Below are 25,891 nucleotides of genomic sequence, written 5' to 3'. Positions count from 1 at the left end.
AGAGGTTTTATTTTTTTTCATAAATTTTTAAATTTTATTACATTTAAATAATGTGTCTAGGTGAATTAGTGCTTGCTCAGATCTTGAGCAAATAGAAATTATTTTATCTTTATATAGTTCTTGGATATGGTCTTTTAGCTTTTCTGTATTGTATTGTAGCTCTAAAGTAGCATTTGAACTTTTAATCAATGTTTCTATTGTATTTAGCCATTCTTTTTTTATTTCGACTAAATCAACAATTACAGCGTAAATTTCTTCTAAAGTATTTTTATTAAAAGTATTTTCTTTTAGCGTATTTATGTTAATTGATAAATCTTCAAGTGCAACTTCAAATCTTTGTTGAATCTGTATGCCCCTTGATATTTTTTTTATTGTATCATGGGCTTTTGGGTTCTTGTAAAGCTTGTTTACAATTTCTGCTAAATTGAAAATGTCAGTAGTGTTATAGCTTAATGATGAATAAAATTGTCTTCTCATTTTTTGAGATTCTGTTAAGCTTGAATTCATTTTTTCTCTGAGTTTTTCTCCATTTTTAGAGTTTATTTTGTAAACATTGATTAGCTCAAACATGCTATTTTTTAGTCCAAATTGGCTAGGTATTTCTGTTTGAAGCCGGTCTCTTTTTATTATTGGCATTTCTCTTGTCAAAATTTCAGAAAGCTTGTCAATTAGATTTGTTTTGTCTTTTATGGGAATCTTTAGATCTTTTGTTGATCTTTGATCTACTTGTTTTTTTGTGTCTTTTTGAAGATTTAATTCATTGTCTTTTGTTTCTGTAAATTTTGTTTCTGTAAAACTTGCTATTTTTTTTTGATCGTCTGAGTAGTTTAGTTTGCAAGAGAAAAATGTTATTATCCCGGATGTTATAAATATTGATAATTTTATTTTATTCAAAATTTGATCCTTTAATAAAAATTTTAAGTAAAATTTAATTATTTAAAATTAATACTTAATTATTTAAATTTAGTTCAAATTTGAAATTAAACAACCAAAAAAAGAAGGGATAAAATCCCTTCTTTTTTTTAAAATTGTTGTTAAATAATTTATTTTAGTTTTTTAAATAAATTATTTAAATTCTGTTATGCTAATGTATAAGTCAAGAACAGACTGGCGAGCGTTTTGCATTTTATCTAAATACTTAGTTTTAATGTATTGTGCTAAAGATTTAGAATCTTTTAGGCTTGAATTTGAGCTTGCATTGGAAATAAGAGCTTCAACTTGTTTTGACCATTCTTTTTTTCCAGTTAATATTGTATTTAATTTTGATTCAAGCTCTTTTATCTTGATGTCAAAATTAAAGCTACTAATTTTATCGTTTAAAAACTCTTGGTTAAGGATTTCAATTTTTTTCTCTAGTTCTTCTAGTGCAAGCTCGAAAGAAATTTGTATTCCAAGTCCTGATATTATTAATGATCTGATTAAGCTGTGATTTTGATCCTCTTTGTAAAGTGTTTCCATTATTGATCCAAATTGTGTAGTTTTTAGTTGATCAAAATTCATAATAGCATAGAATTTATTTCTTTCATTTTCTGCTTCTGGTGTGTTAGAGCTAAGCTGTGGCGCATAACTTCGATCAAAAACTGAAATATTTGAAATGACATCTAGCAGAGCAAATGCAGAATCTTTCATTTTAAATTGATCGTAAGTTTCTCTAAATCCGTTGTTGTTTTTTATTTTGTTTTTTTCTTCAGAAATTTTTCTAAGAAGGTTATTTCTTGATGTTTGTGATTTAATGCTAGATGCTTGGACAAAGCTTGACTGAGCTTGTTTTAACAGCATGGAAGAATTGTTGCTTTGCAAGTCCATTAAGTTTAAGTTTGTGTGGATATTTGATTCATCTAAACTGTAGGTTGTATGTTTTTGAGGTTTTTTAATTTTTTTGTTAGGAATTTTTGTACCTTTAGGCCCAGTTTTAACCTGGGTAGGTGCTGTTTGTTTTGCTGGCGTAACTTTTGCTTTTGTTTTTGCATTTTTTATATTTTCTTTGGGTAGATCTGTTGGGGGAGTTGCTTTAAAATGTAAAATTTGCAGTTCATGATCTTTTGTTGATTGCAGTTGGTTTTGTAGCTCTGCTACTTCGGCAGTGTCTGTTTTGTTTTGCTCAGCATTTGAGTTTGTTTTAATTGTTGTTGCTTGATTATCTGTTGCGCTATTGAGAAGTTTTTCTATTTTGTTTTTATTTTCTTTACTTAGATTAGCATCAATTGTGCAAGAAGATAAAAACAAAATAGAAAAACTTCTCAATAGCGCAACAGATAATCAAGCAACAACAATTAAAACAAACTCAAATGCTGAGCAAAACAAAACAGACACTGCCGAAGTAGCAGAGCTACAAAACCAACTGCAATCAACAAAAGATCATGAACTGCAAATTTTACATTTTAAAGCAACTCCCCCAACAGATCTACCCAAAGAAAATATAAAAAATGCAAAAACAAAAGCAAAAGTTACGCCAGCAAAACAAACAGCACCTACCCAGGTTAAAACTGGGCCTAAAGGTACAAAAATTCCTAACAAAAAATTAAAAAACCTCAAAAACATACAACCTACAGTTTAGATGAATCAAATATCCACACAAACTTAAACTTAATGGACTTGCAAAGCAACAATTCTTCCATGCTGTTAAAACAAGCTCAGTCAAGCTTTGTCCAAGCATCTAGCATTAAATCACAAACATCAAGAAATAACCTTCTTAGAAAAATTTCTGAAGAAAAAAACAAAATAAAAAACAACAACGGATTTAGAGAAACTTACGATCAATTTAAAATGAAAGATTCTGCATTTGCTCTGCTAGATGTCATTTCAAATATTTCAGTTTTTGATCGAAGTTATGCGCCACAGCTTAGCTCTAACACACCAGAAGCAGAAAATGAAAGAAATAAATTCTATGCTATTATGAATTTTGATCAACTAAAAACTACACAATTTGGATCAATAATGGAAACACTTTACAAAGAGGATCAAAATCACAGCTTAATCAGATCATTAATAATATCAGGACTTGGAATACAAATTTCTTTCGAGCTTGCACTAGAAGAACTAGAGAAAAAAATTGAAATCCTTAACCAAGAGTTTTTAAACGATAAAATTAGTAGCTTTAATTTTGACATCAAGATAAAAGAGCTTGAATCAAAATTAAATACAATATTAACTGGAAAAAAAGAATGGTCAAAACAAGTTGAAGCTCTTATTTCCAATGCAAGCTCAAATTCAAGCCTAAAAGATTCTAAATCTTTAGCACAATACATTAAAACTAAGTATTTAGATAAAATGCAAAACGCTCGCCAGTCTGTTCTTGACTTATACATTAGCATAACAGAATTTAAATAATTTATTTAAAAAACTAAAATAAATTATTTAACAACAATTTTAAAAAAAGAAGGGATTTTATCCCTTCTTTTTTTGGTTGTTTAATTTCAAATTTGAACTAAATTTAAATAATTAAGTATTAATTTTAAATAATTAAATTTTACTTAAAATTTTTATTAAAGGATCAAATTTTGAATAAAATAAAATTATCAATATTTATAACATCCGGGATAATAACATTTTTCTCTTGCAAACTAAACTACTCAGACGATCAAAAAAAATAGCAAGTTTTACAGAAACAAAATTTACAGAAACAAAAGACAATGAATTAAATCTTCAAAAAGACACAAAAAACAAGTAGATCAAAGATCAACAAAAGATCTAAAGATTCCCATAAAAGACAAAACAAATCTAATTGACAAGCTTTCTGAAATTTTGACAAGAGAAATGCCAATAATAAAAAGAGACCGGCTTCAAACAGAAATACCTAGCCAATTTGGACTAAAAAATAGCATGTTTGAGCTAATCAATGTTTACAAAATAAACTCTAAAAATGGAGAAAAACTCAGAGAAAAAATGAATTCAAGCTTAACAGAATCTCAAAAAATGAGAAGACAATTTTATTCATCATTAAGCTATAACACTACTGACATTTTCAATTTAGCAGAAATTGTAAACAAGCTTTACAAGAACCCAAAAGCCCATGATACAATAAAAAAAATATCAAGGGGCATACAGATTCAACAAAGATTTGAAGTTGCACTTGAAGATTTATCAATTAACATAAATACGCTAAAAGAAAATACTTTTAATAAAAATACTTTAGAAGAAATTTACGCTGTAATTGTTGATTTAGTCGAAATAAAAAAAGAATGGCTAAATACAATAGAAACATTGATTAAAAGTTCAAATGCTACTTTAGAGCTACAATACAATACAGAAAAGCTAAAAGACCATATCCAAGAACTATATAAAGATAAAATAATTTCTATTTGCTCAAGATCTGAGCAAGCACTAATTCACCTAGACACATTATTTAAATGTAATAAAATTTAAAAATTTATGAAAAAAAATAAAACCTCTACCCAAGGAGAGCTTAAGCTCTCTTTTTTTTCGATTTTTTTTGTACAATAACAATTTTGAATTAAAGTTATTAATTGGGTAATTAAAATTATTAATTAATAATAATTACTTAAAATTTTTATTAAAGGATAACATTTTGAAAAAAATAAATTAATTACAATATTTTTATTGCATATATTAACTGCGATAATTTTGCTTTCTTGCTCACAAGAGGTCGTTAAAGACAATAATAAAGAAAACCAAAGTAAAAAAGTAAAACCAAAAACAATTAAAAATAACTCATCAAACATTGAAAAAGTGTCTAAAAACACTCAACATGACAAACCAAAAACAAATAATCTGCTTGCTGCTATTAATGTTTTAAAAAATCCAGCAAAAATCGCAGCTGGCAATATTAAAAACAAACAAAACTTAGCAGCTTTACAACAACCTAACAAAGCTAATGCTAATGCTAATGCTAATGCTAATGCTCCAAAGCAAATAATAGATCCTGAGGCTAAAGAGTTGATACAAAAAATACTAGAGAGATCTGAGAATATTATTCAAACAAGAGATATTGATTCTAACAAGGGCGAACCTGATGATCAATTTGGAATGAAAAAAGAAATATTTAGCAAAATATTTTTCAATGCAAATTCAACAGTTCATTTTGATGAAAACGTATATTTAGATGAAAGAAGAATGTTTTATACATCTTTAAATTTCAATGAAGGCACAATTTTAAATCTTGGAAAAATTTTATCAAAACTTAGCCAAGATTTAAACTACCTAAGCTTGATTAAAGAAATGCTTATAAACAGAGGCTTTAGCATTCAATTAACAATGGAAGAAATCAGCGCAAAAATATTAACTGTAAAAGACAAGCTACAACATCTAAACAAATCTAATTTAAAAACACTCTACTATGATTTTAATCAACTTACAACACTTAAAGAAAAATGGCTAAAAGATGTAGATGACATTATTAAAGAATACAATACTAATCCCGAATTACGAAACGATCTTTTAAAATTAAATGAAAACTTAACATTAAAAAATTCAAAAGCTCTATTAGCAGATATTCACAATATAATTTTAAATTTGGTAAATACAACTACTAATATTCTTGCCCCAATTCAGTAATTCCGATTTACTCTCCAAAAGAAAAAAGAGACCTTTTAAGGTCTCTTTTTTTACATTTAAGCAAATAAAAAAGTTTTTTTAAAAAAATTATTAGTGTTATTTTAAATTAATCTAAAAGTAACGATTATTACTTTTTAATTGACTTCATAGATTTTTTAGTTGATTTCATAGACTTATCTTGCATTGGGGCTGTAACCTTTGAATCGTCATCGCTAGTATTTTCCATCTCATCTGAAATTCTTGTAGTTTCGCAAGCAATAAATAATATTGTGCTTAAAAATATAGCGTACATTAATTTTGTCATTATTTAATTCTCCTTATTTAAAATTTATACTATATTAAAATATAATTTTAAAATAATCAATATTAATTGATTATTTATTTCAAAAAAAATATTATAAAATAATATAAAAACTATTGATAAAATTTGTATAAAATGATAATTTATATAAATAATTTGGACTGAGGAATAATTAAATAATTTATATGTACACAACTTTGAGTATTTTAAATAAGAATTTAAACAATCTAAGTATTACAAGAGATAAATATGAATGAAGTTAAAAATAATCTAATTCATAAAAGCCAATATACAAAGCCCTTAAACGCTATTCTTTGTACACAATTTTACATTAGAACTTACAATATAGAATCAAATGCAAAAATTGAAGTAAAATCAGAAGCACAGTATTTGGGACAATACGATAAAATTGCAACTACAAAAGGCAAACTAAAATCAATAAGCATATTGGCTCACAAAAATAATATGGATAAAGCGGGTTTAAAAAACCTGCTTAAATTAAAAAACCATAAAGATTTTAATTATTTTTATGAAAATAACTACATAAGATGTTGTTTAAATTTCGAAGATAAACAAAAAAGGGAAATTAATTTAATGCCCTTGTTTCATTACCACAGCTTATTAAGCATAAACAAAGCAATCTTGGCTAACAACAAATCTGGTGATTTGCAATTTGGAAGCTCATTTTACGTATCAACCAATCATAGCTGGAAATATCTCAACTTTACCAAATTTCAAAAAAGCTTGAGTAAGCTTAAACTTTTCTACTCTTCTTATTCTAATAAAAAATATTACATTAAAGTAAGCCAAAACATTTTCAATACTCTAAAAATATTAACCAATGCTTCAAAATTAAAAGAATTTATTTATTAATCTTAATAAATAAAAATAAATTTATTAAACACTTCCCACACACGTTTTAAAGAGGCTCCCCACTACGAGCCTCTTTTTATAAATTTAAGAAACACTTGAAAAATTCAACTTTTAAAAATTGAGCTATATTTAAAAATAGCTAAAACAGTTGCCAAAACTGTAGCCATTAAAAGCAATATAAAATAGCACACTTTTAACTACCTCCAAAGAAGTTCTTTTATTGCATTAGAGAACTTCTTTTTGTAAAAATCAATGCCTACTCCTTTTTTTTAAATATTTTTAATTAATAAAACTTAAATACAATAATAATAATCATTAATGGTGTATAATAAATACATAAAGGATAAGGAATAGATAAATAAATGGACAAAAAGGTTATTTTGATCTTACTAGGAATTCTGATTTTATCTTGCGAGCTGTTTTTCGCCAAAGAAAGAAAATCAACAAGCTCAAAAAAAGAGCAAACAATTCAAGAAAAAAAACCCAAAGCAAAAATAATCCCCATAGTATCAATTCAAAGATTAGAAATAAGAAAATCAAATCAAAACCCAATAAGAATTGCAAATTACTACAAACAAGCTTATCCAATTCAAACATTCTCTATTGATTTTAGCATCAACAGAGAAAATGAATTTCAAGAAGCAGAAGACAAAATCTTATCTACACAAGGGGAAGTAGAGTCTCTTAGCATCTTAATAAATCAAAAATTATTAGACTCAAAAAATTTAAAAAAATACCTTTCAAAAAACTTAAAGAGATTCAAAATATTGAGGATTTTTTCCAAAATCAAGACCTTTTATTTGTTTTAAACCTTAAATCCCAAAATAATAACAATATCATTAACATTATGCTCAATCCCCCAAACGATCTCTACAAACCTAAAAATTATGTTTTACTAGGTCTTAAAGATATTATTAAAAATAATGTAAGTGAACAATACTTAAATCCTATCTATAGATTTCAAATAAAAAACAAAGACGATTACCATTCAATAGATTACAATAAAGTGTCTATTAGCGAAAACAACATAGAATTAGATCTATTGCCTCACAATCAAATCTTTAAAATAAATAAAAATTTCACTCAAATCTTAGAAATACTAACAAACATAAATAATCTGAAATTAGTAATTCAAAAAGAATATATTTAAAGTTATTTCAACTTTAAAATAATATCTATTTAATTGATAATTATAATTTTATGGTATATACTTATACTTAAGTTGCTTAGGTTAAAGGAATGATTAAATGGTTAGAAAAATAATATTTATTTCGTTTTTAGTATTTATGATGTCTTGTAGCGCAATTGGTCGTGGATTTTTAATAGACTCTATTCTTAATAATATGGTAAAAGACTCAGACCAAGAAGAAAAAGATGAAAAAAAACAAAATTTACACTCAAAACCAGCAATAAAAGAAAATGCTGATCCTCTAGATGACGAAGAAATAGAAGAAGAAGAAGAATAATAATAAGAAGAAAAAAAAGAAGAGATCGAGTAAACTACTAAAGTCGTTTAAATATTTTAAAACATTTTGTTAGTTTAGTATTTAAAATTTCAAGCTTACATTTCAACATTTTAATATATTCAAAGGAACATCGAATATACCCGATGTTCTCCTTTATTAATAAATCTGAAAAATTTAAAGTATGATGTACACTTAGTACAAAGCAAATCCGCGTCAATATAAAAAGAAGAAAAAGAAGAGAGTAGTAAGAAAATGTACTGAGAATTTTAGAAAAATAATTAAAACAACACTACTACTTAGACATCAAATTACAAATACACCAAAGTAAACTACTAAAAAGTATTTAATTTCTACAAAACAGTAAGAATAAAAAATTTAAAAATAATATAAAATCTATGATACCCCCCTTAAATCCCCTTAACAGGGGATTTTTTTATTTTAATTTTGATTTTATTTGATTTTAAAATAAAAATAAAAATCCAATAAAATGTAGTATAATGTTTTTCAATATTCTTGTTTTAAAAGGAGTGTAAGGCTTTGAAAGACAAGCTTAGAAAAGCTTCAAATTTAGTATTTGCATTGCTACTGCTTATTATTAGCTGCAATACTAGTATGGACACAAATGATAAAAACAAAGCCTTAAATGAATCTAAATTAAAAAGTATTTCAGAAGTCATTAAAAATAGCTTACAAATTGAATCAGGCTTTAAAAAAGAAGTTAAAACAAACACAAATCAAAATACTCCTCCTATTTTAGAAATTGAAAAAATTGAACCTGGAAAACAAGAATTTTCCTTAAAATCTGAATCTGAAAGCTTAATACCACCAGAAACACTAGAAGAAATTAATGCGGTCAAATCGGAAAAAGAAATTGCAAAAATACAAGAAAAATTATTGTTAATAGGGGCTTCTGATGAAATTGCAGAACACGAATTAGACCCAAATATGCAAAAATCTTTAAATCCAACTACAGTAGAATTCAAAATTTCAAGCACCACCAACGAGCAAACAATGCTTAATATAATTGAAGAAGAGATCAATATTAACAATAAAGACAAAATTTTTGATCAAAAAGAAGAAAATAACACTTTAAAAGATACTACAAAAACCCCCACACAAAATCAATTCCAAAACCACGAATATTTAAGCAGAAATTCTAACTTTATATCAAAAGAATACGCAGAACAAGTTAGAAAATCTCTAGAGAAAGCATTAAATGCAATAAAAAATTTAGAAAAATCTAGAATTCTTGAGAATGAGCATTTACCAAAGGCTCAGAAAAACCTTCCAAACACAACAAATAGCTCAACCGAAAACAATGAAAACGATATTAATGCTGGGAATACAAAAAAAACAAAAAATAAATTGCTTGAAGAGCTAAAAAAAAGTGAGCTTATTTTCGAAGACACTAAAGATCCCTTAGGAATAAGCACCATAAAGCAAGTCATAGATGCTGCTAACGAATGGCAAGAAAAAGAAAACTCAAGTCAAATAAACTGGGACTTGGGATCAAAGTTTCACCCAAACCCAAAGCTTTACAACAAATCAGTCGCTAAAGAGTATAAAGTTTTAGCTGAAAAATTTAGAAAAGTAAAAAATGAATACAAAACCACAAAAGAACAACTAAAAGTTCAACCTAAATTAACAACCAACCAAATAAGCAAAATAATTGCCGCAACAAAAGAGTTTGCAAATCAAGTAGAAAGCTTGATCTTATTATTAGTAGAAAGCAATAATCAACAAACTCATTAACAACACACCAAGCTTAAGCTAAATTATGAATTAGTATTGATTTTTTTATGCCACTTCAAGCAAGAGGACCCGTTTTTCCAGTAGCAGTTGTTGGCAAACCACTACCATTAACATACGTTAGAGTTCCAGAACTGTGCACATGATTTTCGAACTTAATTCCATTGATCTTTAAATTGCCTTTAATTTCAATATTATCTACATCAATAATCAGCTTTTTAGCTTTAAATTTTATATTCTCGCTTTGTGTATCAAGCTCTTGCAAGTTCACATTAAGCCCATCAAGCTTAATGCCAATCTTTTTAGGATTAAGAACACTTAAAATGTAATAATAATTTTTGTCAAAATGATTATTATCGCTTTCTTGGAAAATATTAAAATTACTTTGAAGCAAAACAACTTCATCTTCTTCTACTAAATCAAGATTAAAGTTAGATATACTTCTAGCACTAATCTTTAACCCTTCATACTCTTTAATAACAACAACCCCCGTTTGAGTTTCACAATCAAAACTTTTAATAATACCTATTCTGCAAATAAAAATATTTTCAAAAAGATATTGCTTTAACACACCAACAGAAGACACATTTAAACTGCCTGACCTTACATAACCATTATTATTGTTGTTGTTCATAATACACCCCTTTTTCACCCTCAGAGTAAAGCTCAAGATTTAAAACGCACTCTCTAGTGCTACTTAGTCTGGCGCTAGTATTTTTAACCTTACAGTAAATATTATTTCCATGTCTGTCTTTAAAGCTTAGATTGTCTCCAATCTTAATGTTGTGAGTAAACATCACTTGAGCTTGATACAAGCTTAAACTTGTATTAAAGCTTCCAGCATCTTGTTGCTGGGGTACAAACAAAAGTCCGTAATCTTCAAGCCTTTTGTACTCACCAGAAATAAATTGCCCAAAATTAGTAAAAATAAATTTTGAATCAACATCTTGCCCGAGATTTCCAATGTCAACAACAACAAAATCAACGTATCCTTGTCGCCTCAAGTATTCTATTAAACCTTTTGGTGAGTTGCAAGCAAAACTCTTGCTAATCACTCTTGTTTTTTCAAGTTCATTCATACAAAAAATTGCTTTATTCTTAAACACATATTTTATTGCATCAGCAACAGTACTACCTTTAAAATTTCTATACTCAAACTTCCTCTCTAAAAAAGTGGCTCTGGACAAAAGATATAATTCACACTCAAAGCTAAAATTCTCAAGCCCACCAATTTTCTCAACAGGTGATGCTAAATACCCAGCCATAATAAATTGATAATCTTGTTGATGAGTAAACTTCTTATAATAAATTTTTACAATATCTGCAGTCTTAAAATCAGAAAAATTTAAAGGCACATTAAAAATTTGAAGTTTGGTTTTTTTACTAATTATTAAATTATTCTCAGAATATGTATTTTGAATAACAATATTCAAATCGGGAGCACCATTTTGAGTAACAATAACAACCCTAGGCCTCAAGCCTGCAAGCCTTTCACCAATGCTGTTTTTAGAATCAACTGAATTGTAAAATTCAATCTTAAAATCGTATTGAAATATTAACATCTTTTTTAAATAAAACTCCTTTTTAAAAGTAACAAAATTGATAAATCAAAATACCAGCAAAATTTAATCTTCTACTCTAAATCTTCTACTCTAGATTTGATTTATAAACAACCATCACTGCGACCTCTACACCTGTGAACAAGATCTTATGATTAGTATTAAAGTTTCAACAGAAGCTCATTCTGTTTCTTCTGTTGAATTGCCAATAATTTTTGCTTCTTCGTACAAGAACTTAACCGCAATCTCTTCATCATCTTGAAGATTGTAAGAATACGCATTAATAATACGCATTAATGCTTAAAACAAAAAAAGAAATTAAAATTAATCGTCTCATTAATATTCTCCAAATAAAAATTATTCTAGCTTGAAAAGCTTTATAAAAAATAAAAATATTTAAATTTAAAAAATTTAGCTAAATTCATGTTCTTGAAGATCAAAAAACTCATCTTCGCCTTGAACCTCTTCACCAAAATCATTTGATTCATTACTCTTTGACTCATCTGATTTATCACTCTCTAACTCGTCTGAAAGCTCGTCATCTGATTGGTTAAGATCATACTTACTTAAGATTGGTTTTTTGTCACATTCTTTTAAAACATACGGTCTTTTTGACGTTTTGGAGTTTGAAAACTTAGATCTAAAAGAGTTGTTGGTTTTACTACCCTTAAAAGACTTCAAACTACTATGATTAGAATCTATTCTTTTTTTGATCTTTTCACTAGATTTTACATTCTTATTAAGCATAGATTGAAAATAATTTTCCAGAAAACTAACTTTTTTAATATTTCTCTCTACAATAAGTTTTGTATATTCCGGATTTTCGATCAAAATTTTATTTTTATATTTTTTTGTTAAATATTTATATTTTCTAAAGATCTTAAGCAGCGGTAATTGTACCTCTTTTTGAAATCTACTCCTAACAAGTCTATTTTTTATTGTTTTCTGCAAACTATCAGAATAAACATTTAACTTCTTAAGTTTAGCAAATATTTCTTGACTTTTAATGCTGCCGGCTTTATCTTGAGATTTGGTTAAAATCCCATTATCAGCATCATACATTAATACATAAGCCAAATCTATGTCTTTTTTAAAATTCCATTTTCTAAAATCAAATGGTCTTACAACACCCGCATATATTGTTGGCGCAATAAACAAAATAAATATTAAAATAAGCTTAAATTGTCTCATTAATATTCTCCCAATATTTAGCTTGCATTTAATATTTTAACCTTTATAAGTTAAAATATTAAATGTTTTGCAAATTTTTACTTGCAAACTAATTTCTATTTCTTCTAGATAAACTGTGTCTTTAAGCTTTAATGAGTTAATACTTACCACCTTGTGAAATCCCACTGAAGGACTGTACATACTATAATAAACTCCTAAGTTAAATCTCTGCCTAAATTGCATTTTTATAAAATTACTATTAAATTCTAAAGCACTGTTCATAAAAGGGGTTTCTTTTAAAACTCTTAGCAAAGTTTTGTCATAAATAGATGACAAAATCCCTTTATTTATTGTTACAATCTCAGGCCTTGTTGTAATGTTAAAGTTCACATATTCACTTTTTGTATTCGTAAAATCAATTACCGCACGGTCTGAACTTACACTTGAGAGATTTTCTTCTATTAGATCGTGCTTTACAAAAATAAAAAACAGCTGAGGAATGTACCCAAGTCCTTTAAAATCAAGCCTTGGGAAAAGTAAAACAAAATTAGAACTACTTGCTAAACTTGAAATTTGATTTACAACATTTTCTATTAACTTAGTAACTTGCTCTTTAATCACTTAAAACCTCTTTTATTTACTAAGGCATTCTAAAATCATCATCAATTTCTCTTAAATTTAATCTGCCACCACCATCTCTTAGCAGATTTGTCATGTACTCAACCAAAGGCAAGCTTTCAAAGGCTTGTCCTAAAATATTGCCAAGATTTGAAAAAGTATTTCTTAAAGGATCTAATACGCTACTACTAAAATCATAACTTTTAGCCCATTCTAAAAGTTCTAAAGTTTTTTCCAAAAGTGGATCTAATTTTAGATCAGAAACACTGTTTATTATTTTATTGCTATTTAAAACTTCAGGCTCACCTTTTAACTCATTCTTTAAAGAAATTGTTGATTTGTTGCTTAAAACTTTTTCTAAATTATTCTGGCCACTTAGAAAATCGCTTATTAGGCTAATAGCTTTCAAATCATTTTTTGCATAACCTTCGTTTTTCAATTTCTCTACAAGCTCAACCATAAAAGAAAGATCATTTAAATTTGAATTTTGTGAACTTTGAAAAACATAAAGTTTTCTTAAAAAATCATTTCTCTCAAACTCTGTTTCAAAAGATCTCTGCCCTTTTAGCATTTTATTTACACTTTCTCTTTGACTATCTTTGCAAATAAAATTTTCAAGATTTAGTTGGAAAATCTTTTTGTCTTTTAAATTTTTTAATTCCTTTAAAGGCAATTTAAAATCATCAAAACTATTTTTTATATTAAAAAAATCAACCAAAACTGAATCTTTTGAAAAATTTCTAAAAGATATTAAATTTTCCCAAATATTCTGATTATTTTCATCTTTTAATAATGGCTCTTGCAAATCATCCTTGGCAAAACTAAGTTGAATCTTATCAAGATCAGAATTTAATCTAAAATCTTTAAGAGTTGCATTAGTTTGATCTTCCCTAGAATTATGAATAAAATTTTGCTTAAAAGCATTTTTCATATTTTCAGTTTTAAAATATGAATATTGCTTGTTAAAATTTAAATCTAATTTATCTACTTCCGGCCTTAAATAAGGGCCAAGATTGTTCTTATTTACATCCAAATACTTAAAAGCAAAACCTCTTTTGTATTTTAAATCCAAATCCTTAAAAACACCCTTTGAACTATTTTTCTGAGAATCAAGGCTAAAGTAATCTTTAAAAGGATTACTTTTAAAACCATTTAAAGATTTAAAATCTACTGATTTTTGCGGATTGTCATTTTTAAGCCTTTCAAGACTTTTTAGTCTTTCAAGACTTGAAAATAAAAAATCCTTACTACTTTTTGGACTTAAGCTAATCTTATTGAAGAAATTTTCCTTTTTTAAACTTAAAAGCTCTTTTTCTAAATTACTCTTAGTGGCATTTCTGTCTAGCACACCTTCTAATGTAATTGCAAATTTATCTTCATTATTGTTTTCTTCGTACATAAAAACCTTTAAAGCATGCCGCTAAAGGACAAAAACTGTTCGTATATTTCCTTGTTAAGTTTTAAATTAGCTACTCGGGTAACCTCTAAAAGCTCTTTGTAGCTCATTTTTTTAACATCTTTGTAGGTACAAATGCCCATTACAATAGGAAAATAATACTTATTAGATTCTCTTGTCAAATAGTCTATGTATTTAAAATAATTAGTTGTAATCGACTTATTCATTAACACCTTCTTGCAATAAAGGATCAAGATTGGTTTCTAAAAAATCTTCTTGATTTAAGCTTAAAGACTTGCTACTTGAAATTAAAAAATCATAACTCCATCGCTGATCAATGTAGTCATACTTAACGTAATCGCCATTTTTATCTTGAAAACTTTCAATGTAAACCAAACCGGGCTGTTTAAACCCTTCTATTGTTTCAAAAAGTGAATATTGAATTGAAAAAAGAATTGTGGGAAGAGCATACTTATAAAGCTCAGAATATCTTCTCTCTTTATTTAGGATTTCATAAAATTCATCTAAAAACCCTCTTGAGATCATTAATTTGGTTATTTCTTTTAATGTTTGCAGATCGTTAAGCTTGCTGATAAGCTCATCTCTTTCAACATCAAATCCCAAGACACTGTCCCACTCATACATGGGAATATCTTTTAAAACGTATGTATGTGTTTTAGCTCTGGTTAATATTTTTAGCTTATATCTCATTTTAAATTCTTATCCTTTAATTAAAACATTTTTATTGTCCAATCAACTTGCTTTTTGAACATCACAATTGATTGCATGAATTGTAAACTTCACCGTATCATTATCAGATGAATACTTTCTAGTTGGGATTTCTGCAAAAAATGCACTATTTGAAATAATTTTCAATCCCATTTGATCGTTAAACACTAATCTTTTTAACTTTTGAGCTTTTGGTACATTCTCGTAAAATTGCTCATTGCTTAGCTTTGTTAAAAGTTTGTAATCAAGAGATCCTTTGCTTACTTCTAAATCAAAAATATGTACAACAGTTCTTGGATCTCTAAAGCTTGGAATTGGAAAATTTCTGTCTTCTGTGCTTGCCTTAGCCATTATATTAGGCTCTGTACTGTACTCAATAGTACCTCTGTCTATTAAATTGTCATTAAAACTAAAAAATATTAAATCTAATGAATAATATTCTCTCATTATGATGCTCTCCTTAAATATTCATTTATCTCTTGTGAAGTGATCACTAAATTAACACTATTAAAACTGTCATTATATTTAAGCGCAACTTCTAAGCTTAAACTAAGACCTTGAGAAGAGTTAACCTTAAGTTTAATCTCTTTGTAAAAGATAATAAGCCCCATCTCTTTAAGTTCGTGGAAAAAACATTCAAGCCCTGCTGTGTATTCGTTTGGCAAATTACCATCCAAATTCAATGCACCAAGCTTGCTGTTAGCTCTATTGTTTTTATTCCAGATCCTAATAAGCTCTTTGATTGCTTCATTTTTAATGTAATAAAGCGTAAAAACCTCATCAATAAGATCGCCTGAGAGACTAACCCCTTCTTTGAAAGCCAAAATGCCATCATTTCCGGTTTCATTTAAAAGAGAATAAAAATTAATATTGGATTTTCTAAGAGAATCAATCAAAGAATCATCATAAATAGGAGCAGAATTTAAAATCATCCCATAAGGATTAACAGCATGAAAAATACTTGCTTGATGCAAATACATTGCTACAAACTTAAGATGCAAATTTTCATTGCCACTGTAAACAGCAATAACATTTCTAAGCTCAACCTTGTCCTTTTTTAAAAAATTTGGCAAGTTGCCGTCTTTAGTAGAAATTACAATAAAATTGCAAGCTTTTCTAATAACTTCAAAATCACTACTAATAAAATCTCCTGCTTCATTTACAAAAACTACAAACGGATGCAAATTAGATTTTAAGAAATCTTTAATCTCTTTAATCTGATTGTAAACATAAAAATCAACAGACTTAAGTCCATCTTGTCCGAAAAAATCGCCGATTGATTTTTGTAAAACTTTTAACTCCTCCTCTGCTATTTTTTTCTTAGAAGAATCAGCCTCTTGAACCTTTTGTATCTCAAGTTTTTTAAGCAATTCTTCAAAATTTGTAACACTTAATGCCAAGTATTTACTTGCTAAAACACTGCTTTTGTAAATTAAAAGCGGATTGTAATAATTAATTTTATTGGCAGTTAGTCTGTTTTGAACCAAACTAACGCTTATTGTATCTTTTGGCATTTATCCTCCTTTTTTAATTTCTTTTTTTAAATATTTATCTTTCTTGTTTTACAACTTGTATATTTGCAACAAAAATCTGATTAAAACTAAAACACATATTGCTTTGCATATTCGAAACACCAAGTAGCCCATCATTATTTAAATTACTAATTGAACACAAATAATAAGTCAAAAGCAAACAAGAACCACTCTCAAGCTCTTTTACAAACTCAAACCTAAATCTATTCTCATGTAAAAATTCCAAAAAGTGTTCATACACTTTGCACATGCTCTCATAAGAATTTCTGTAGGCTTTTAATAAAGTAAAACTTAAAAAATAAAGCGAAAACCTTAATCTAAACTCATTAGATATTTTACAAAAATTTCTACCCCTTAAGTTTCTAGGAGTAAGCCCTTCGAAAGACTCGCTTTTTAATACAATTAAATTGCTAACATTTGTAGTAAACTTTTCCAAATACGGGTGGTTGTAAGTGTTTAAGATTTCTAATTCTATTTCTTTAAGATCTAAATATTTTTTAAATTTTGTAAGTATTTTTATTAAAAACTGTACAGATTCATTTAGTCCTACAATCATGAACTGTCCTTTTCTTTTAAAAGACTTAGTTTTTCAGTATTGAAAGTTAAACTTTTAAATTCTTTAACCTTAAAAGCTCTTTTTGTCTTAAGATTTACTTGCCTGCTGAGTAAATAATTTTTACAAAAAACTCTAAACTGATCCTTTATCTCAACAAGTCCTTTTTGAATAGATTTTCTAAAAGCTATTTTTATTCCTTTGTTTGAAAAAATATTAGAATAAAAATCCTTGTAAGCAGCCTTTGCTAATTTGAAAGTAATCTCTTTATCAAGTTCTTCTGATCCAATATTAATACTATTTTCATTAAAAGAACAAATGTCTTTAAACCTAATTTTTATACTCAACAAGAACTCCTTAAAACTAACATGCTGTAATTTAGACCCTCTTTGTAGTTCTTTTGAACCCCCAAGATCGAATAAAAATCATCGCAAGCCTTAACCAAATCTCCATATTCAAATTCAAAATTCTCAAGAGTATACACCTTGGCGTAACTATTTTTATCAAAAATATTTACACCTTCAATCTCAACTGCTTCTTCTGGACTTATTAACAAAAACATTCCTTTAAAACCAACAGCATCAGAACTTTTAAATCTAACCTCATAAGATGCATTAATTGGATCTTTGATTGTTCTAAATTTACAGAAAAAAAGATCTTGAGAATATGTTGTTATGATATTACTTAAACCCGTATTAATCATCTCTAAAGATTTCATTTAACTACCCCTATTAAAGAGTCTTTTTTAACTCTTAGCTCTTCTATTAAACTATCCAAGCATTTACAAAAATCACCCCCACAACTGCTGCTACTTAAAGCTGTGGGAAAATATTCCAATGATATCTCTTTAAATTTTTCAGACTTGATGCAATTTAAATTAAAACCTTTCAATCTATTTCGTTTTTTTAACTCACAACCAACAAAATAATAAATTAAAACAAACATTGTAGAATCATTTAAACTTTCAATTCTTATTCTTTTGAGAATTAAAATATTTTCAAGTAAATTCAAATATAAAGAAAATTCTTTAATGCTCAGATCTTTAAAATCAAGCATTAAAAGCTCAAGTACTCGCTCATATACTTCTTTTAAACCTGATTCTGGATTCTCAGCACCCAAAGTTTTTAAACTTAAAGACTGATTGGTATCTATTTTGCTTTCATTCATTTTTTAGCTCAATTTTATTCTAAGGATTGAATTTTTTGTTGCCAAAATTGTTCCAATAGAAAAGTCAAGAAAACTTGTTCTAAAATTACTACTTGAAACTTCTGTGTATGAATTTAATATCGGTTGATGACCGTCTCTTAAAAGAAGTAGTTTACTGCTTCTTGGATATATTAAAATTTCATCGTCTAACAAATTTGTAGTCTCAAGCTCAATATTTGCATCATTATTAATTGCACTTATAAAATCAAAAAGCATGTCTTTGTATGAATAATTATTGTTTGGGAGTCTTTCTAGTAAACGGCCTTTGATTTTGCTAGTTGTAAGTATTTTAAAAGGCACTTTTCTCTCATCTTCTAAATTAATCTTTCCAAGATCATCATTTATGGACTTTATTTGGTCTAATATGTTTGTCTGATTGACTGTTTTGTCTATTTGGTTTGGAAGATTCAAAAGTCCATACATAGTTTCATTGTTAGACTCATCAACAAGAAGAGTTCTTTTATTGTTTCTTGAAAGCGCAAGTCCACCCCTTAAATAATGAGCACTCATTAACTTTTGTATCTCAATTATTGCTCCTAGCAGTCCTTCTCTCATGTTAATATTTGTGTTTGCCTCCACACTGAATTTTCCATCTGGTGCGTAGTACGTAAATGCATACTGAAAAGGCAAATAATTAATCTTTACTATTTGTCTTTGAAACTTTATTGTTGAAACTGTGTTAAAATCATTAACTTTTAATGTAGGAATGTCTGTCAAATTAGAATACCACTTAATAATTCTATCGCTCCCAAGAGAAATATTGCTACTCTCTATTTGCTGTGAATCTAAAAAATGATAATATTCTGGAATTGGGGACTCCTTTAATAAAACATCCCTTACTATGTTTACATACTCTTCGTTATTTAATATACTCTCATCCATTTTAAATTCTCCTATTTTAAATTGCATCTTTTATTTGCTTGACTAAAAAAAGAACTCTAACACCATAAACATCTCTTCTGTCTTTAAATTCTTCAGCAGATCCCAATGCTAAAGCGTGAATAACTGATGCTTTCTGAGAAGCTTTTTCTAAAAACCCTTCTTGGTTTATTATTAATTTATCTTCTGCTTTAATCGTTTTGTCCTTAGCAATTAAAACACACTCAAAACTGCATGTCATTGGAACAACTGTACCGGTTCTTGAAAAATCATCAAAGTCGACACAAACCCCATAAAGATCGCTGCCGCCGCCTCTTGCTATTTGTAAATGTGAACCATTAACAATAAGCTTAACCCCACATTTGTAGCAAAAATCTAAAGCTTGGTAATTTTCAAACTTATCAGCAGAAGAGCTTTTAAGTCCACCTTTTTGAGCAAAATAAAATCCCTCATCTTGAAATTTAAAGCTCTCAAACACAGGGTAACTACCAACATTAACACTTTGCAATTTGTCTAAAACAATTTTTTGAGCTTGATTTTTTTTTAAACTTTCAAGCTGACTCTCAAGTTCTACTTTTGATGCTTTTAGTTTTTCTATCTCTTTTTTAAAATCAATTGAATCACTCATTAATAAATATCTCCTTTTTTAAATTTATTTTTTATTAAAAGCTTAAACTACAAAAATTCAAGCTAATATTTTTTTATTACAATAAAATTCACTCTTAAGCTCTTCCCATTCATTAAGCATTGCTTTTCTTAAATCATGAAATGTATTAAAAAATGCATTTTTGTTTCTTAAATTATTTCCTTCATTTGCTTTTATTCTTTGAAAATTTATTATTTTGTATGAATTTTCTGCATTCTTATTCTGATCAATATTAGTCTTTGCAACCCTTATTAGTATTGAACGAGAAGACGAATCAATCTCATCAAGATTGTTAGTTCCAGCTATTGCTAAGATTTGAGTTGATTGTACATACTTTCTAATAAGCTCTTCAGCTTGGCCTTTTACAACCTCTTTTAAAGAATATCCTTTTGCTAAAAGATTTTCTGTATTATACTCAAAACTTAAATTATCATTTGCAAGTTTATTTATTTCAACAGATTCTCTTAGATCATTGTGAGAAAAACTACCCATTGAATTATTATTGCTTTTAAGATTTTTATATTCTAAAAACTCATGAATCAAAGCATTGCTTAAAGCTTCATTACTTATACTTAAATCCTTTAAATCTTCTTGGTTGCTTTTACTTTTGTAATCCAAACTAGAAGCCATTTTTTCCATAATTACTCCTTTTAAATAACTAAACTTAATTGTTCTTTTAAATTTTCTCTTGCCTCATGACTTAGATTTTCATTTTTAATTAACTCTAAATACTTAAAATAAACATCAAGAAGTAAATTGTCTCTCTCGAGTCTTTGCTCATAGCTTAAAACTTCAAGCTCATTAAATTTCATATTTAATCTGTAATATTTGTTAAGCTTAAGATTGCACGCATTAGCAACAGATTCTTGCACGCCTTTTAAATAGTCGTAATAATTACTTTTATCTCCCTTGCCGTTGCTACCAAGTCCTTTGACTTGCTCATTAAAACTTCTAGTTAAAGGCTCTTTGGTATCAGCACCAATTTTTGCTTTAACAAGTTCAAATGCGTCTTTTAAAAACTCAAGATCATATTTTATGACCTCCAAATGAGCATTCTCTGATGCTGTGTAAAAAATTCCATCATTACTTAGAGTGCTTTTAATCTTGCCAAGCTCTCTGCTAAGTTTATCAGAAGCACTACTTAATGCTGAGAAACTTTTGTTTGGCTCTTGACCTTTAAAAAAGTTAGAAAATATTTTGCCTTTATTATTTGCCAAAACGCTAATTTCTTCTTTTGCAAGTTCTAAAGATTCAACAAGTCCTACTAAATGTTCATCTTTGTAAAACAAAAAATTATAATTTCTTATTCTTTTTTCTATTTCTGAATAAATTTGTTCTAAAAGACAAATATTAAGAAGTAAACTTTGTGTATAAACAGGCTCGTGTGAGCATAAAACATGGTCGTAATTTTCATAAATTATGACTCTACTTTTATCTATTTTTACAACCCTTGTTTTATCAACAGCACCATCTAAATCTTTTGAACTTGAGAGATACTCTATGTAATCAGACTCTCTTTTGTTAATAATTTTTTTAAAATCCAAATATTTAAAACCTATGGGCAATTCACTGTTAACCTTTTTACTTAAATCTTCATCCTCTCCTTTGGATTTTACTAAAATATAACCTGCTCCATTAAATCTATAGCTTATCATTGCTTCAAGAAGAGCTTCCTTTAATTCTACTTTTAAATTCAAAAGAAACTCTCTGCCTTCTTTTAAACAAGAAGTTTCTAGTAAGCTTAAATTAATTCCATTTTTTAATGCATCTTCAGCTGTACTTTCTATGTAATTTCTAAAAAAAATTGAATATCTGTAAACATCAATAGGATTAATTTTAGATTCTTTGTTTTTTATTTCCATTTTAAATTCATTAATCATTTTTTTAAATATCATTATATATTATTATATCAAAAACTGTTTTTTATTCAAATATTAATTATTTAATAATTTTTATCAAATAATTAATATTTACAAAATTAAAATATTAAAATTCATTTAAAATTTTATAAAAAACTAATAAGTTTTAGAATATTTATGCTAATATTAATTTAAGAATATAAGTAAAACTTACAAAATATTCTACTTACTTTTGCACGCACTGTTAATAGATTAATATTGTAAAATAATATTAAAAAGCATGTTAAATTAATACTTTATCCAATCCCAATAAATATTAAAAAGGTAGAGAGCTAGCTCTCTATCTTTTTAATATTCAAACACATTCGAAAATCAAATTAACATAAGCTAAACATAAAAACAAAATCTGCTTACCTTTTATTCCTCGTTGAGCAATCAAAGATGTTGCTAAAAGAGACGCCTTAATTGCTTTTATTAAGGCCTTGTCTGCTTTAAATGTAGATTTAATAACCAAAAGTAGTTTGCAAAGAAATTCTCTTTCTTTGAAATTTTTAATGCTACTAATCTCTCTTTCTGCTGATTTTATTCCTTCTTCTTCTTCATATAAAAAATCAATCTCTTTTAACCCTATTGATTCAATTTCATTTACTGTATGAGAATCAAAATTGACTATTGTCCAATAAAACACTTTTAAAATCTTATCGACAATGCTAAATGTTACAGGAATATCAAAATCAAAAGGAATTTTATCAAATTCTAAGAGTAAATGGTTGTTTAGTTTTTTAGCTAGATTAATCGTAGAAACAAGTTTCATTTTTGATTCCTGGGCCTTTAAACAAGCCTCTTGCAAATTTACTGTCTTTAAAATTTTATTTAAATTAGTCTCTATTGCTAAGGAAGACTTGATAACTTGAGTTGCTAATTCTTCAGCAAATTCAACATTATTGAATTTAAAATTTTGAAAATTGATCTTTGAGTTGTTATTATCGTCCATAGCCTATACAAACATAATCTTTACAAAATTACTTAAAGGACGCTTAAAAAATAAAAAAGACAAGCTCTTGCTAGAACCTGCCTTGCAACACAAGCACATCTTAAATGATTAAACATTGCCATAACTTTTTAAATTTTTCAATTCATTGTTACTCTCGCTTTCAGTAAATATTCTTTTAATTACTTTAAAAATCTCTTCATTACATTTCTCAGGCTTCTGACTACTCTGATCATCTTTATTTTTGTACTCTTCAGTGCCAAACGCATCAGCTACCTTTTGGAAAAATAAACTTAAAGCCTCACCTTTGCTATGTTTAATTTTGTAACAAACATATTCATTAAAATCTAAAGATTGTTGATTAGTAGATCTTTTTTTACTTGCATCTACTGCTTTAGCGACAATGCCGCAAATATTATTAAAAGAATTTACAAACTCTTTTTGCTTGTTAACATCCTTAGAAAGCCAATCAAAAAATTCTTTGTAGGATTTGTCGTACTCGGCCTTTAAATTTTCTTCTCTACCATTAGCACACATTGCGTCTTTTAAAAAGACTTTTAAAGCCTCTAATTTTTCAGCTTCCTGTGATGTTAAAGTAGGCCCTTGAGCAACCAGATCTTTAGCCGCTAGATTATCGCTAACAACAATAGGCTCATCATCCTCAGAATAAACTTCTGTGAGTGACTTAACAACACTGTATTGTTTGCAAGAAAATACTAATAATAGTATCGATAAAATATGAATCCTTTTCATTAAAACCTCCCATAAAATATGCCGTAATTATAGTTCATTTTCTGGCATTCTCAAGACATAAAATAAAATTAATTGTATTTATTTTGCTATTTATTCTTTAAAAAAATAAAACCTAAATAAAGATTCAAATTTATTTGAAAAAACCAAAGAGAGATATATACTTGCTTATTGTTATAAATCAACAATTAATTCAACAATTCATTGAAAACTTCTTTAAAACTACAAATGAGGCTTTAAGGGCCTCATTTGTAGTTTTAAACTTAACAGTAAATATTCAACAAGCCTTTTAAGACGTTTAGCAAAATCGTATATTGCATTTTAAAAAAATAAAATGCAATATAATTTGCTATAAAATAAATTAATTATTGGAAATAAGAAGAGGAATAAAGAATATGATAATAAAAAAAATATTACTTTTAACACTACTCATTACAATTGCAATCTCGTGCACAATTTCTAAAGCAAAAGATGATCTTCTCTTTGGGGTTGGAATTGGAAACGAACCAACATCACTTGATCCACAGTTTTGCAGCGACAAATTGGACAATTTAATTATAAATGAACTATTTATAGGGCTTTTAAGGGGTGACCCTAAAACAGGTGGATACAGACCAGGACTTGCTAAAAATTGGGAAATTTCTTTAGACAACACTTGCTATACATTCCATTTAAGAGACGACATTTATTGGAGTGACGGAGTTAAAATAACAGCAGATACTATTAAAGAATCGTACATAATGGCCCTAGAAAGTACTGAAGATCTACCAAATATTAGCCTATTAACATCAAAAATAAAAAATGCAAAAGAATTCCACACAACAAAATCAAATGCAGATGAAGTTGGAATAAAGGTGATTAATGAGAAAACCTTAGAAATAACTCTTTCCAAACCAACAATATATTTTCTTGATATGCTTACAAACCCAATATTTATACCTATTCCTACTCACATTGTTAAAAAGTTTGGAAATAAATGGACAAGTGCAGAAAATATGGTTACAAGCGGGCCTTTTAAACTAAAAAGAAGAATCTTAAACGAAGAAATATCTCTTGAAAAGAATAAAAAATTTTATGATGCTAAAACCGTTGCTATTAGCGAGATTACATTTGTTACTATAAACGACGCCCGCAGAATTTATAGCATGTATGAACACAACGAAATAGATGCTGTTTTTAACAGTATCCCGTTAAGCATTATTAATGAACTTATCTTAAGAGAAGACTTTTATTCAGCTGACATTAACGAAATTGGTTTTTTTTCATTAAACACAAATGCAAAACCTCTTAACAACGCAAAAGTAAGAGAAGCATTGTCTCTTGCAATCGACAGAGAAACATTGGTCTACAGAGCACTTGATAACAACTTTAAAGCAACAAGAAAAGTAAGCCCCAACTTTAATAATTATAATTATGGTAAAAAATTAAAACTATACAACCCACGAAAAGCAGAAAAACTTTTAGCCGATGCTGGATATCCGGATGGGAAAAAATTTCCAACTCTTACAATAAGATACACTAAAAATGAACTTGAAAAAGAAATTGCTACTTTTATTCAAAGCCAATGGAAAAAAGTTTTAAATATTGATGTAGAAATTGAGCCTGAAACACTAAATAGCCATATATCAAACATTCTAAAAGGACAATATGAGATCTCAATAAGGTCCTGGCAAGGAGATTATTTAGATCCCATGGCATTCTTTGATATATTTGAAACTAAAAACTCACATCTTGCATCTTATGGATATTCAAATCCTGAACTTGACGAACTGATAAGTAAATCTGAGATCGAAACGGACGAAAAAATAAGATTAGAATTATTTAAAAAGATTGAAGAAATAATTATTGAAAATGATCACCCAGTAATTCCAATATACAATGTTGCGGGAAACTATCTTTTTAAAAATGATAAATGGACGGGATGGAACACAAACAATTCAGAAAGATTTGCTTTATCAGAAATACAACCTTTAGACGAATAGATGATTTTTGTAAATAGAGTCATTAATTTTAGGCTCTATTTACAAAAAACTTTTTTAATAACCGTATAAGTTAATAACTGTTTATTTTTTTTACTTGCTCAACTTAAAACTGTTTCTG

31 protein-coding genes and 1 pseudogene are annotated in these 25,891 nt (G+C 27.6%); 10 read left to right on the top strand and 22 right to left on the bottom strand.

Annotation, left to right across the window (positions count from 1 at the left end; genetic code table 11):
• Positions 1-27: 27 nt before the first annotated feature.
• Complete coding sequence (locus tag QIA21_RS00565) at positions 28-894, bottom strand: complement regulator-acquiring protein (RefSeq protein WP_301392730.1); 867 nt, start codon at positions 892-894, stop codon at positions 28-30.
• Between the two features lie 171 nt (positions 895-1,065).
• Positions 1,066-2,226 carry a complement regulator-acquiring protein gene (locus QIA21_RS00560; RefSeq protein WP_301392728.1) on the bottom strand — a complete coding sequence of 387 codons (1,161 nt, stop codon included), beginning with the start codon at positions 2,224-2,226 and terminating at the stop codon, positions 1,066-1,068.
• On the opposite strand from QIA21_RS00560, the gene QIA21_RS00555 reads away from it, so the two are divergent.
• The 4 genes and pseudogenes from QIA21_RS00555 to QIA21_RS00540 form a co-directional block, all read left to right on the top strand.
• Positions 2,207-2,557, top strand: a complete 351-nt coding sequence (locus QIA21_RS00555) for a hypothetical protein (protein ID WP_301392726.1) — start codon at positions 2,207-2,209, stop codon at positions 2,555-2,557. The two genes, QIA21_RS00560 and QIA21_RS00555, sit on opposite strands and share 20 nt — an antisense overlap.
• A 32-nt stretch (positions 2,558-2,589) precedes the next feature.
• A complete protein-coding gene (locus QIA21_RS00550; protein WP_363323794.1) occupies positions 2,590-3,330 on the top strand; it encodes a complement regulator-acquiring protein in 741 nt (246 codons plus the stop codon).
• Between the two features lie 306 nt (positions 3,331-3,636).
• Positions 3,637-4,365, top strand: a complete 729-nt coding sequence (locus QIA21_RS00545) for a complement regulator-acquiring protein (RefSeq protein ID WP_363323796.1) — start codon at positions 3,637-3,639, stop codon at positions 4,363-4,365.
• Positions 4,366-4,542: 177 nt separating this feature from the next.
• Positions 4,543-5,514, top strand: a pseudogene (locus QIA21_RS00540) (complement regulator-acquiring protein); the annotation flags it as partial.
• Positions 5,515-5,641: 127 nt separating this feature from the next.
• On the opposite strand, the gene QIA21_RS00535 reads toward QIA21_RS00540, so the two are convergent.
• Positions 5,642-5,818 carry an Lp6.6 family lipoprotein gene (locus QIA21_RS00535; protein ID WP_301392722.1) on the bottom strand — a complete coding sequence of 59 codons (177 nt, stop codon included), beginning with the start codon at positions 5,816-5,818 and terminating at the stop codon, positions 5,642-5,644.
• Between the two features lie 246 nt (positions 5,819-6,064).
• Here QIA21_RS00535 and QIA21_RS00530 point away from each other — a divergent pair, with 246 nt between their 5' ends.
• From QIA21_RS00530 to QIA21_RS00510, 5 genes are all read left to right on the top strand, one after another.
• Positions 6,065-6,688, top strand: coding sequence for a hypothetical protein (locus QIA21_RS00530; protein WP_301392720.1), 624 nt, complete (start codon positions 6,065-6,067; stop codon positions 6,686-6,688).
• Between the two features lie 362 nt (positions 6,689-7,050).
• Positions 7,051-7,497: a hypothetical protein gene (locus QIA21_RS00525; RefSeq protein WP_301392718.1), complete on the top strand. Its 447-nt coding sequence runs from the start codon at positions 7,051-7,053 to the stop codon at positions 7,495-7,497.
• A gap of 38 nt (positions 7,498-7,535) precedes the next feature.
• Complete coding sequence (locus tag QIA21_RS00520) at positions 7,536-7,838, top strand: hypothetical protein (protein ID WP_301392717.1); 303 nt, start codon at positions 7,536-7,538, stop codon at positions 7,836-7,838.
• Positions 7,839-7,935: 97 nt separating this feature from the next.
• Positions 7,936-8,154: a hypothetical protein gene (locus tag QIA21_RS00515; protein WP_301392715.1), complete on the top strand. Its 219-nt coding sequence runs from the start codon at positions 7,936-7,938 to the stop codon at positions 8,152-8,154.
• Between the two features lie 537 nt (positions 8,155-8,691).
• Positions 8,692-9,906 carry a hypothetical protein gene (locus QIA21_RS00510; protein ID WP_301392713.1) on the top strand — a complete coding sequence of 405 codons (1,215 nt, stop codon included), beginning with the start codon at positions 8,692-8,694 and terminating at the stop codon, positions 9,904-9,906.
• Positions 9,907-9,961: 55 nt separating this feature from the next.
• On the opposite strand, the gene QIA21_RS00505 is transcribed toward QIA21_RS00510, so the two are convergent.
• The 19 genes from QIA21_RS00505 to QIA21_RS00415 all read right to left on the bottom strand — a co-directional run bounded on the left by QIA21_RS00505 (position 9,962) and on the right by QIA21_RS00415 (position 23,794).
• A complete protein-coding gene (locus QIA21_RS00505; RefSeq protein WP_301392712.1) occupies positions 9,962-10,537 on the bottom strand; it encodes a DUF777 family protein in 576 nt (191 codons plus the stop codon).
• On the bottom strand, positions 10,521-11,465 hold the full coding sequence (locus QIA21_RS00500) for a DUF693 family protein (protein ID WP_301392709.1): 945 nt from the start codon (positions 11,463-11,465) through the stop codon (positions 10,521-10,523). The genes QIA21_RS00505 and QIA21_RS00500 overlap by 17 nt, the downstream gene beginning before the upstream one ends.
• Positions 11,466-11,873: 408 nt before the next feature.
• On the bottom strand, positions 11,874-12,653 hold the full coding sequence (locus tag QIA21_RS00495) for a hypothetical protein (protein ID WP_301392707.1): 780 nt from the start codon (positions 12,651-12,653) through the stop codon (positions 11,874-11,876).
• 36 nt (positions 12,654-12,689) lie between these two features.
• The gene (locus QIA21_RS00490; RefSeq protein ID WP_301392705.1) at positions 12,690-13,253 is read right to left on the bottom strand and encodes a DUF792 family protein; all 564 of its coding nucleotides are present in this window, start codon (positions 13,251-13,253) and stop codon (positions 12,690-12,692) included.
• A 19-nt stretch (positions 13,254-13,272) separates the two neighbouring features.
• A complete protein-coding gene (locus QIA21_RS00485) occupies positions 13,273-14,649 on the bottom strand; it encodes a hypothetical protein (protein ID WP_301392704.1) in 1,377 nt (458 codons plus the stop codon).
• Positions 14,650-14,657: 8 nt separating this feature from the next.
• The gene (locus QIA21_RS00480; RefSeq protein WP_091973440.1) at positions 14,658-14,873 is read right to left on the bottom strand and encodes a DUF1322 family protein; all 216 of its coding nucleotides are present in this window, start codon (positions 14,871-14,873) and stop codon (positions 14,658-14,660) included.
• A complete protein-coding gene (locus tag QIA21_RS00475; protein ID WP_091973437.1) occupies positions 14,866-15,357 on the bottom strand; it encodes a DUF1473 family protein in 492 nt (163 codons plus the stop codon). Before QIA21_RS00475 ends, QIA21_RS00480 begins: the two co-directional genes overlap by 8 nt.
• Before the next feature lie 42 nt (positions 15,358-15,399).
• Entirely contained in the window at positions 15,400-15,822 is a 423-nt protein-coding gene (locus QIA21_RS00470; RefSeq protein WP_091973434.1) for a DUF1463 family protein, read from the bottom strand.
• Positions 15,822-16,889, bottom strand: a complete 1,068-nt coding sequence (locus QIA21_RS00465; RefSeq protein ID WP_091973431.1) for a DUF787 family protein — start codon at positions 16,887-16,889, stop codon at positions 15,822-15,824. Before QIA21_RS00465 ends, QIA21_RS00470 begins: the two co-directional genes overlap by 1 nt.
• 34 nt (positions 16,890-16,923) lie before the next feature.
• Entirely contained in the window at positions 16,924-17,463 is a 540-nt protein-coding gene (locus tag QIA21_RS00460; protein ID WP_301392700.1) for a DUF764 family protein, read from the bottom strand.
• Complete coding sequence (locus tag QIA21_RS00455) at positions 17,460-17,807, bottom strand: hypothetical protein (protein ID WP_301392699.1); 348 nt, start codon at positions 17,805-17,807, stop codon at positions 17,460-17,462. The genes QIA21_RS00460 and QIA21_RS00455 overlap by 4 nt, the downstream gene beginning before the upstream one ends.
• Complete coding sequence (locus QIA21_RS00450; RefSeq protein ID WP_091973422.1) at positions 17,804-18,178, bottom strand: hypothetical protein; 375 nt, start codon at positions 18,176-18,178, stop codon at positions 17,804-17,806. The genes QIA21_RS00455 and QIA21_RS00450 overlap by 4 nt, the downstream gene beginning before the upstream one ends.
• Positions 18,175-18,627 carry a DUF3890 domain-containing protein gene (locus QIA21_RS00445; RefSeq protein WP_301392698.1) on the bottom strand — a complete coding sequence of 151 codons (453 nt, stop codon included), beginning with the start codon at positions 18,625-18,627 and terminating at the stop codon, positions 18,175-18,177. The genes QIA21_RS00450 and QIA21_RS00445 overlap by 4 nt, the downstream gene beginning before the upstream one ends.
• A gap of 3 nt (positions 18,628-18,630) precedes the next feature.
• Positions 18,631-19,548: a hypothetical protein gene (locus QIA21_RS00440; RefSeq protein ID WP_301392697.1), complete on the bottom strand. Its 918-nt coding sequence runs from the start codon at positions 19,546-19,548 to the stop codon at positions 18,631-18,633.
• Between the two features lie 16 nt (positions 19,549-19,564).
• A complete protein-coding gene (locus QIA21_RS00435; protein ID WP_301392696.1) occupies positions 19,565-20,173 on the bottom strand; it encodes a DUF228 domain-containing protein in 609 nt (202 codons plus the stop codon).
• Positions 20,174-20,230: 57 nt separating this feature from the next.
• The gene (locus QIA21_RS00430) at positions 20,231-20,830 is read right to left on the bottom strand and encodes a DUF1357 family protein (protein ID WP_091973413.1); all 600 of its coding nucleotides are present in this window, start codon (positions 20,828-20,830) and stop codon (positions 20,231-20,233) included.
• Positions 20,831-20,841: 11 nt separating this feature from the next.
• Entirely contained in the window at positions 20,842-22,086 is a 1,245-nt protein-coding gene (locus QIA21_RS00425; RefSeq protein ID WP_418905519.1) for an anti-CBASS protein Acb1 family protein, read from the bottom strand.
• A 319-nt stretch (positions 22,087-22,405) separates the two neighbouring features.
• Positions 22,406-23,044 (bottom strand): hypothetical protein, encoded by a 639-nt coding sequence (locus QIA21_RS00420; RefSeq protein WP_301392691.1) that lies wholly within the window; start codon positions 23,042-23,044, stop codon positions 22,406-22,408.
• 108 nt (positions 23,045-23,152) lie between these two features.
• A complete protein-coding gene (locus QIA21_RS00415) occupies positions 23,153-23,794 on the bottom strand; it encodes a hypothetical protein (RefSeq protein ID WP_301392689.1) in 642 nt (213 codons plus the stop codon).
• 392 nt (positions 23,795-24,186) lie between these two features.
• On the opposite strand from QIA21_RS00415, the gene QIA21_RS00410 reads away from it, so the two are divergent.
• The gene (locus QIA21_RS00410; protein ID WP_301392687.1) at positions 24,187-25,773 is read left to right on the top strand and encodes a peptide ABC transporter substrate-binding protein; all 1,587 of its coding nucleotides are present in this window, start codon (positions 24,187-24,189) and stop codon (positions 25,771-25,773) included.
• Positions 25,774-25,891: the final 118 nt, after the last annotated feature.

The sequence above is a fragment of the Borreliella japonica genome (assembly GCF_030438115.2).
Lineage (GTDB): Bacteria > Spirochaetota > Spirochaetia > Borreliales > Borreliaceae > Borreliella > Borreliella japonica.
Note: the sequence above shows the minus strand (reverse complement) of the source record. Positions and strands in the feature narration are given on the sequence as shown.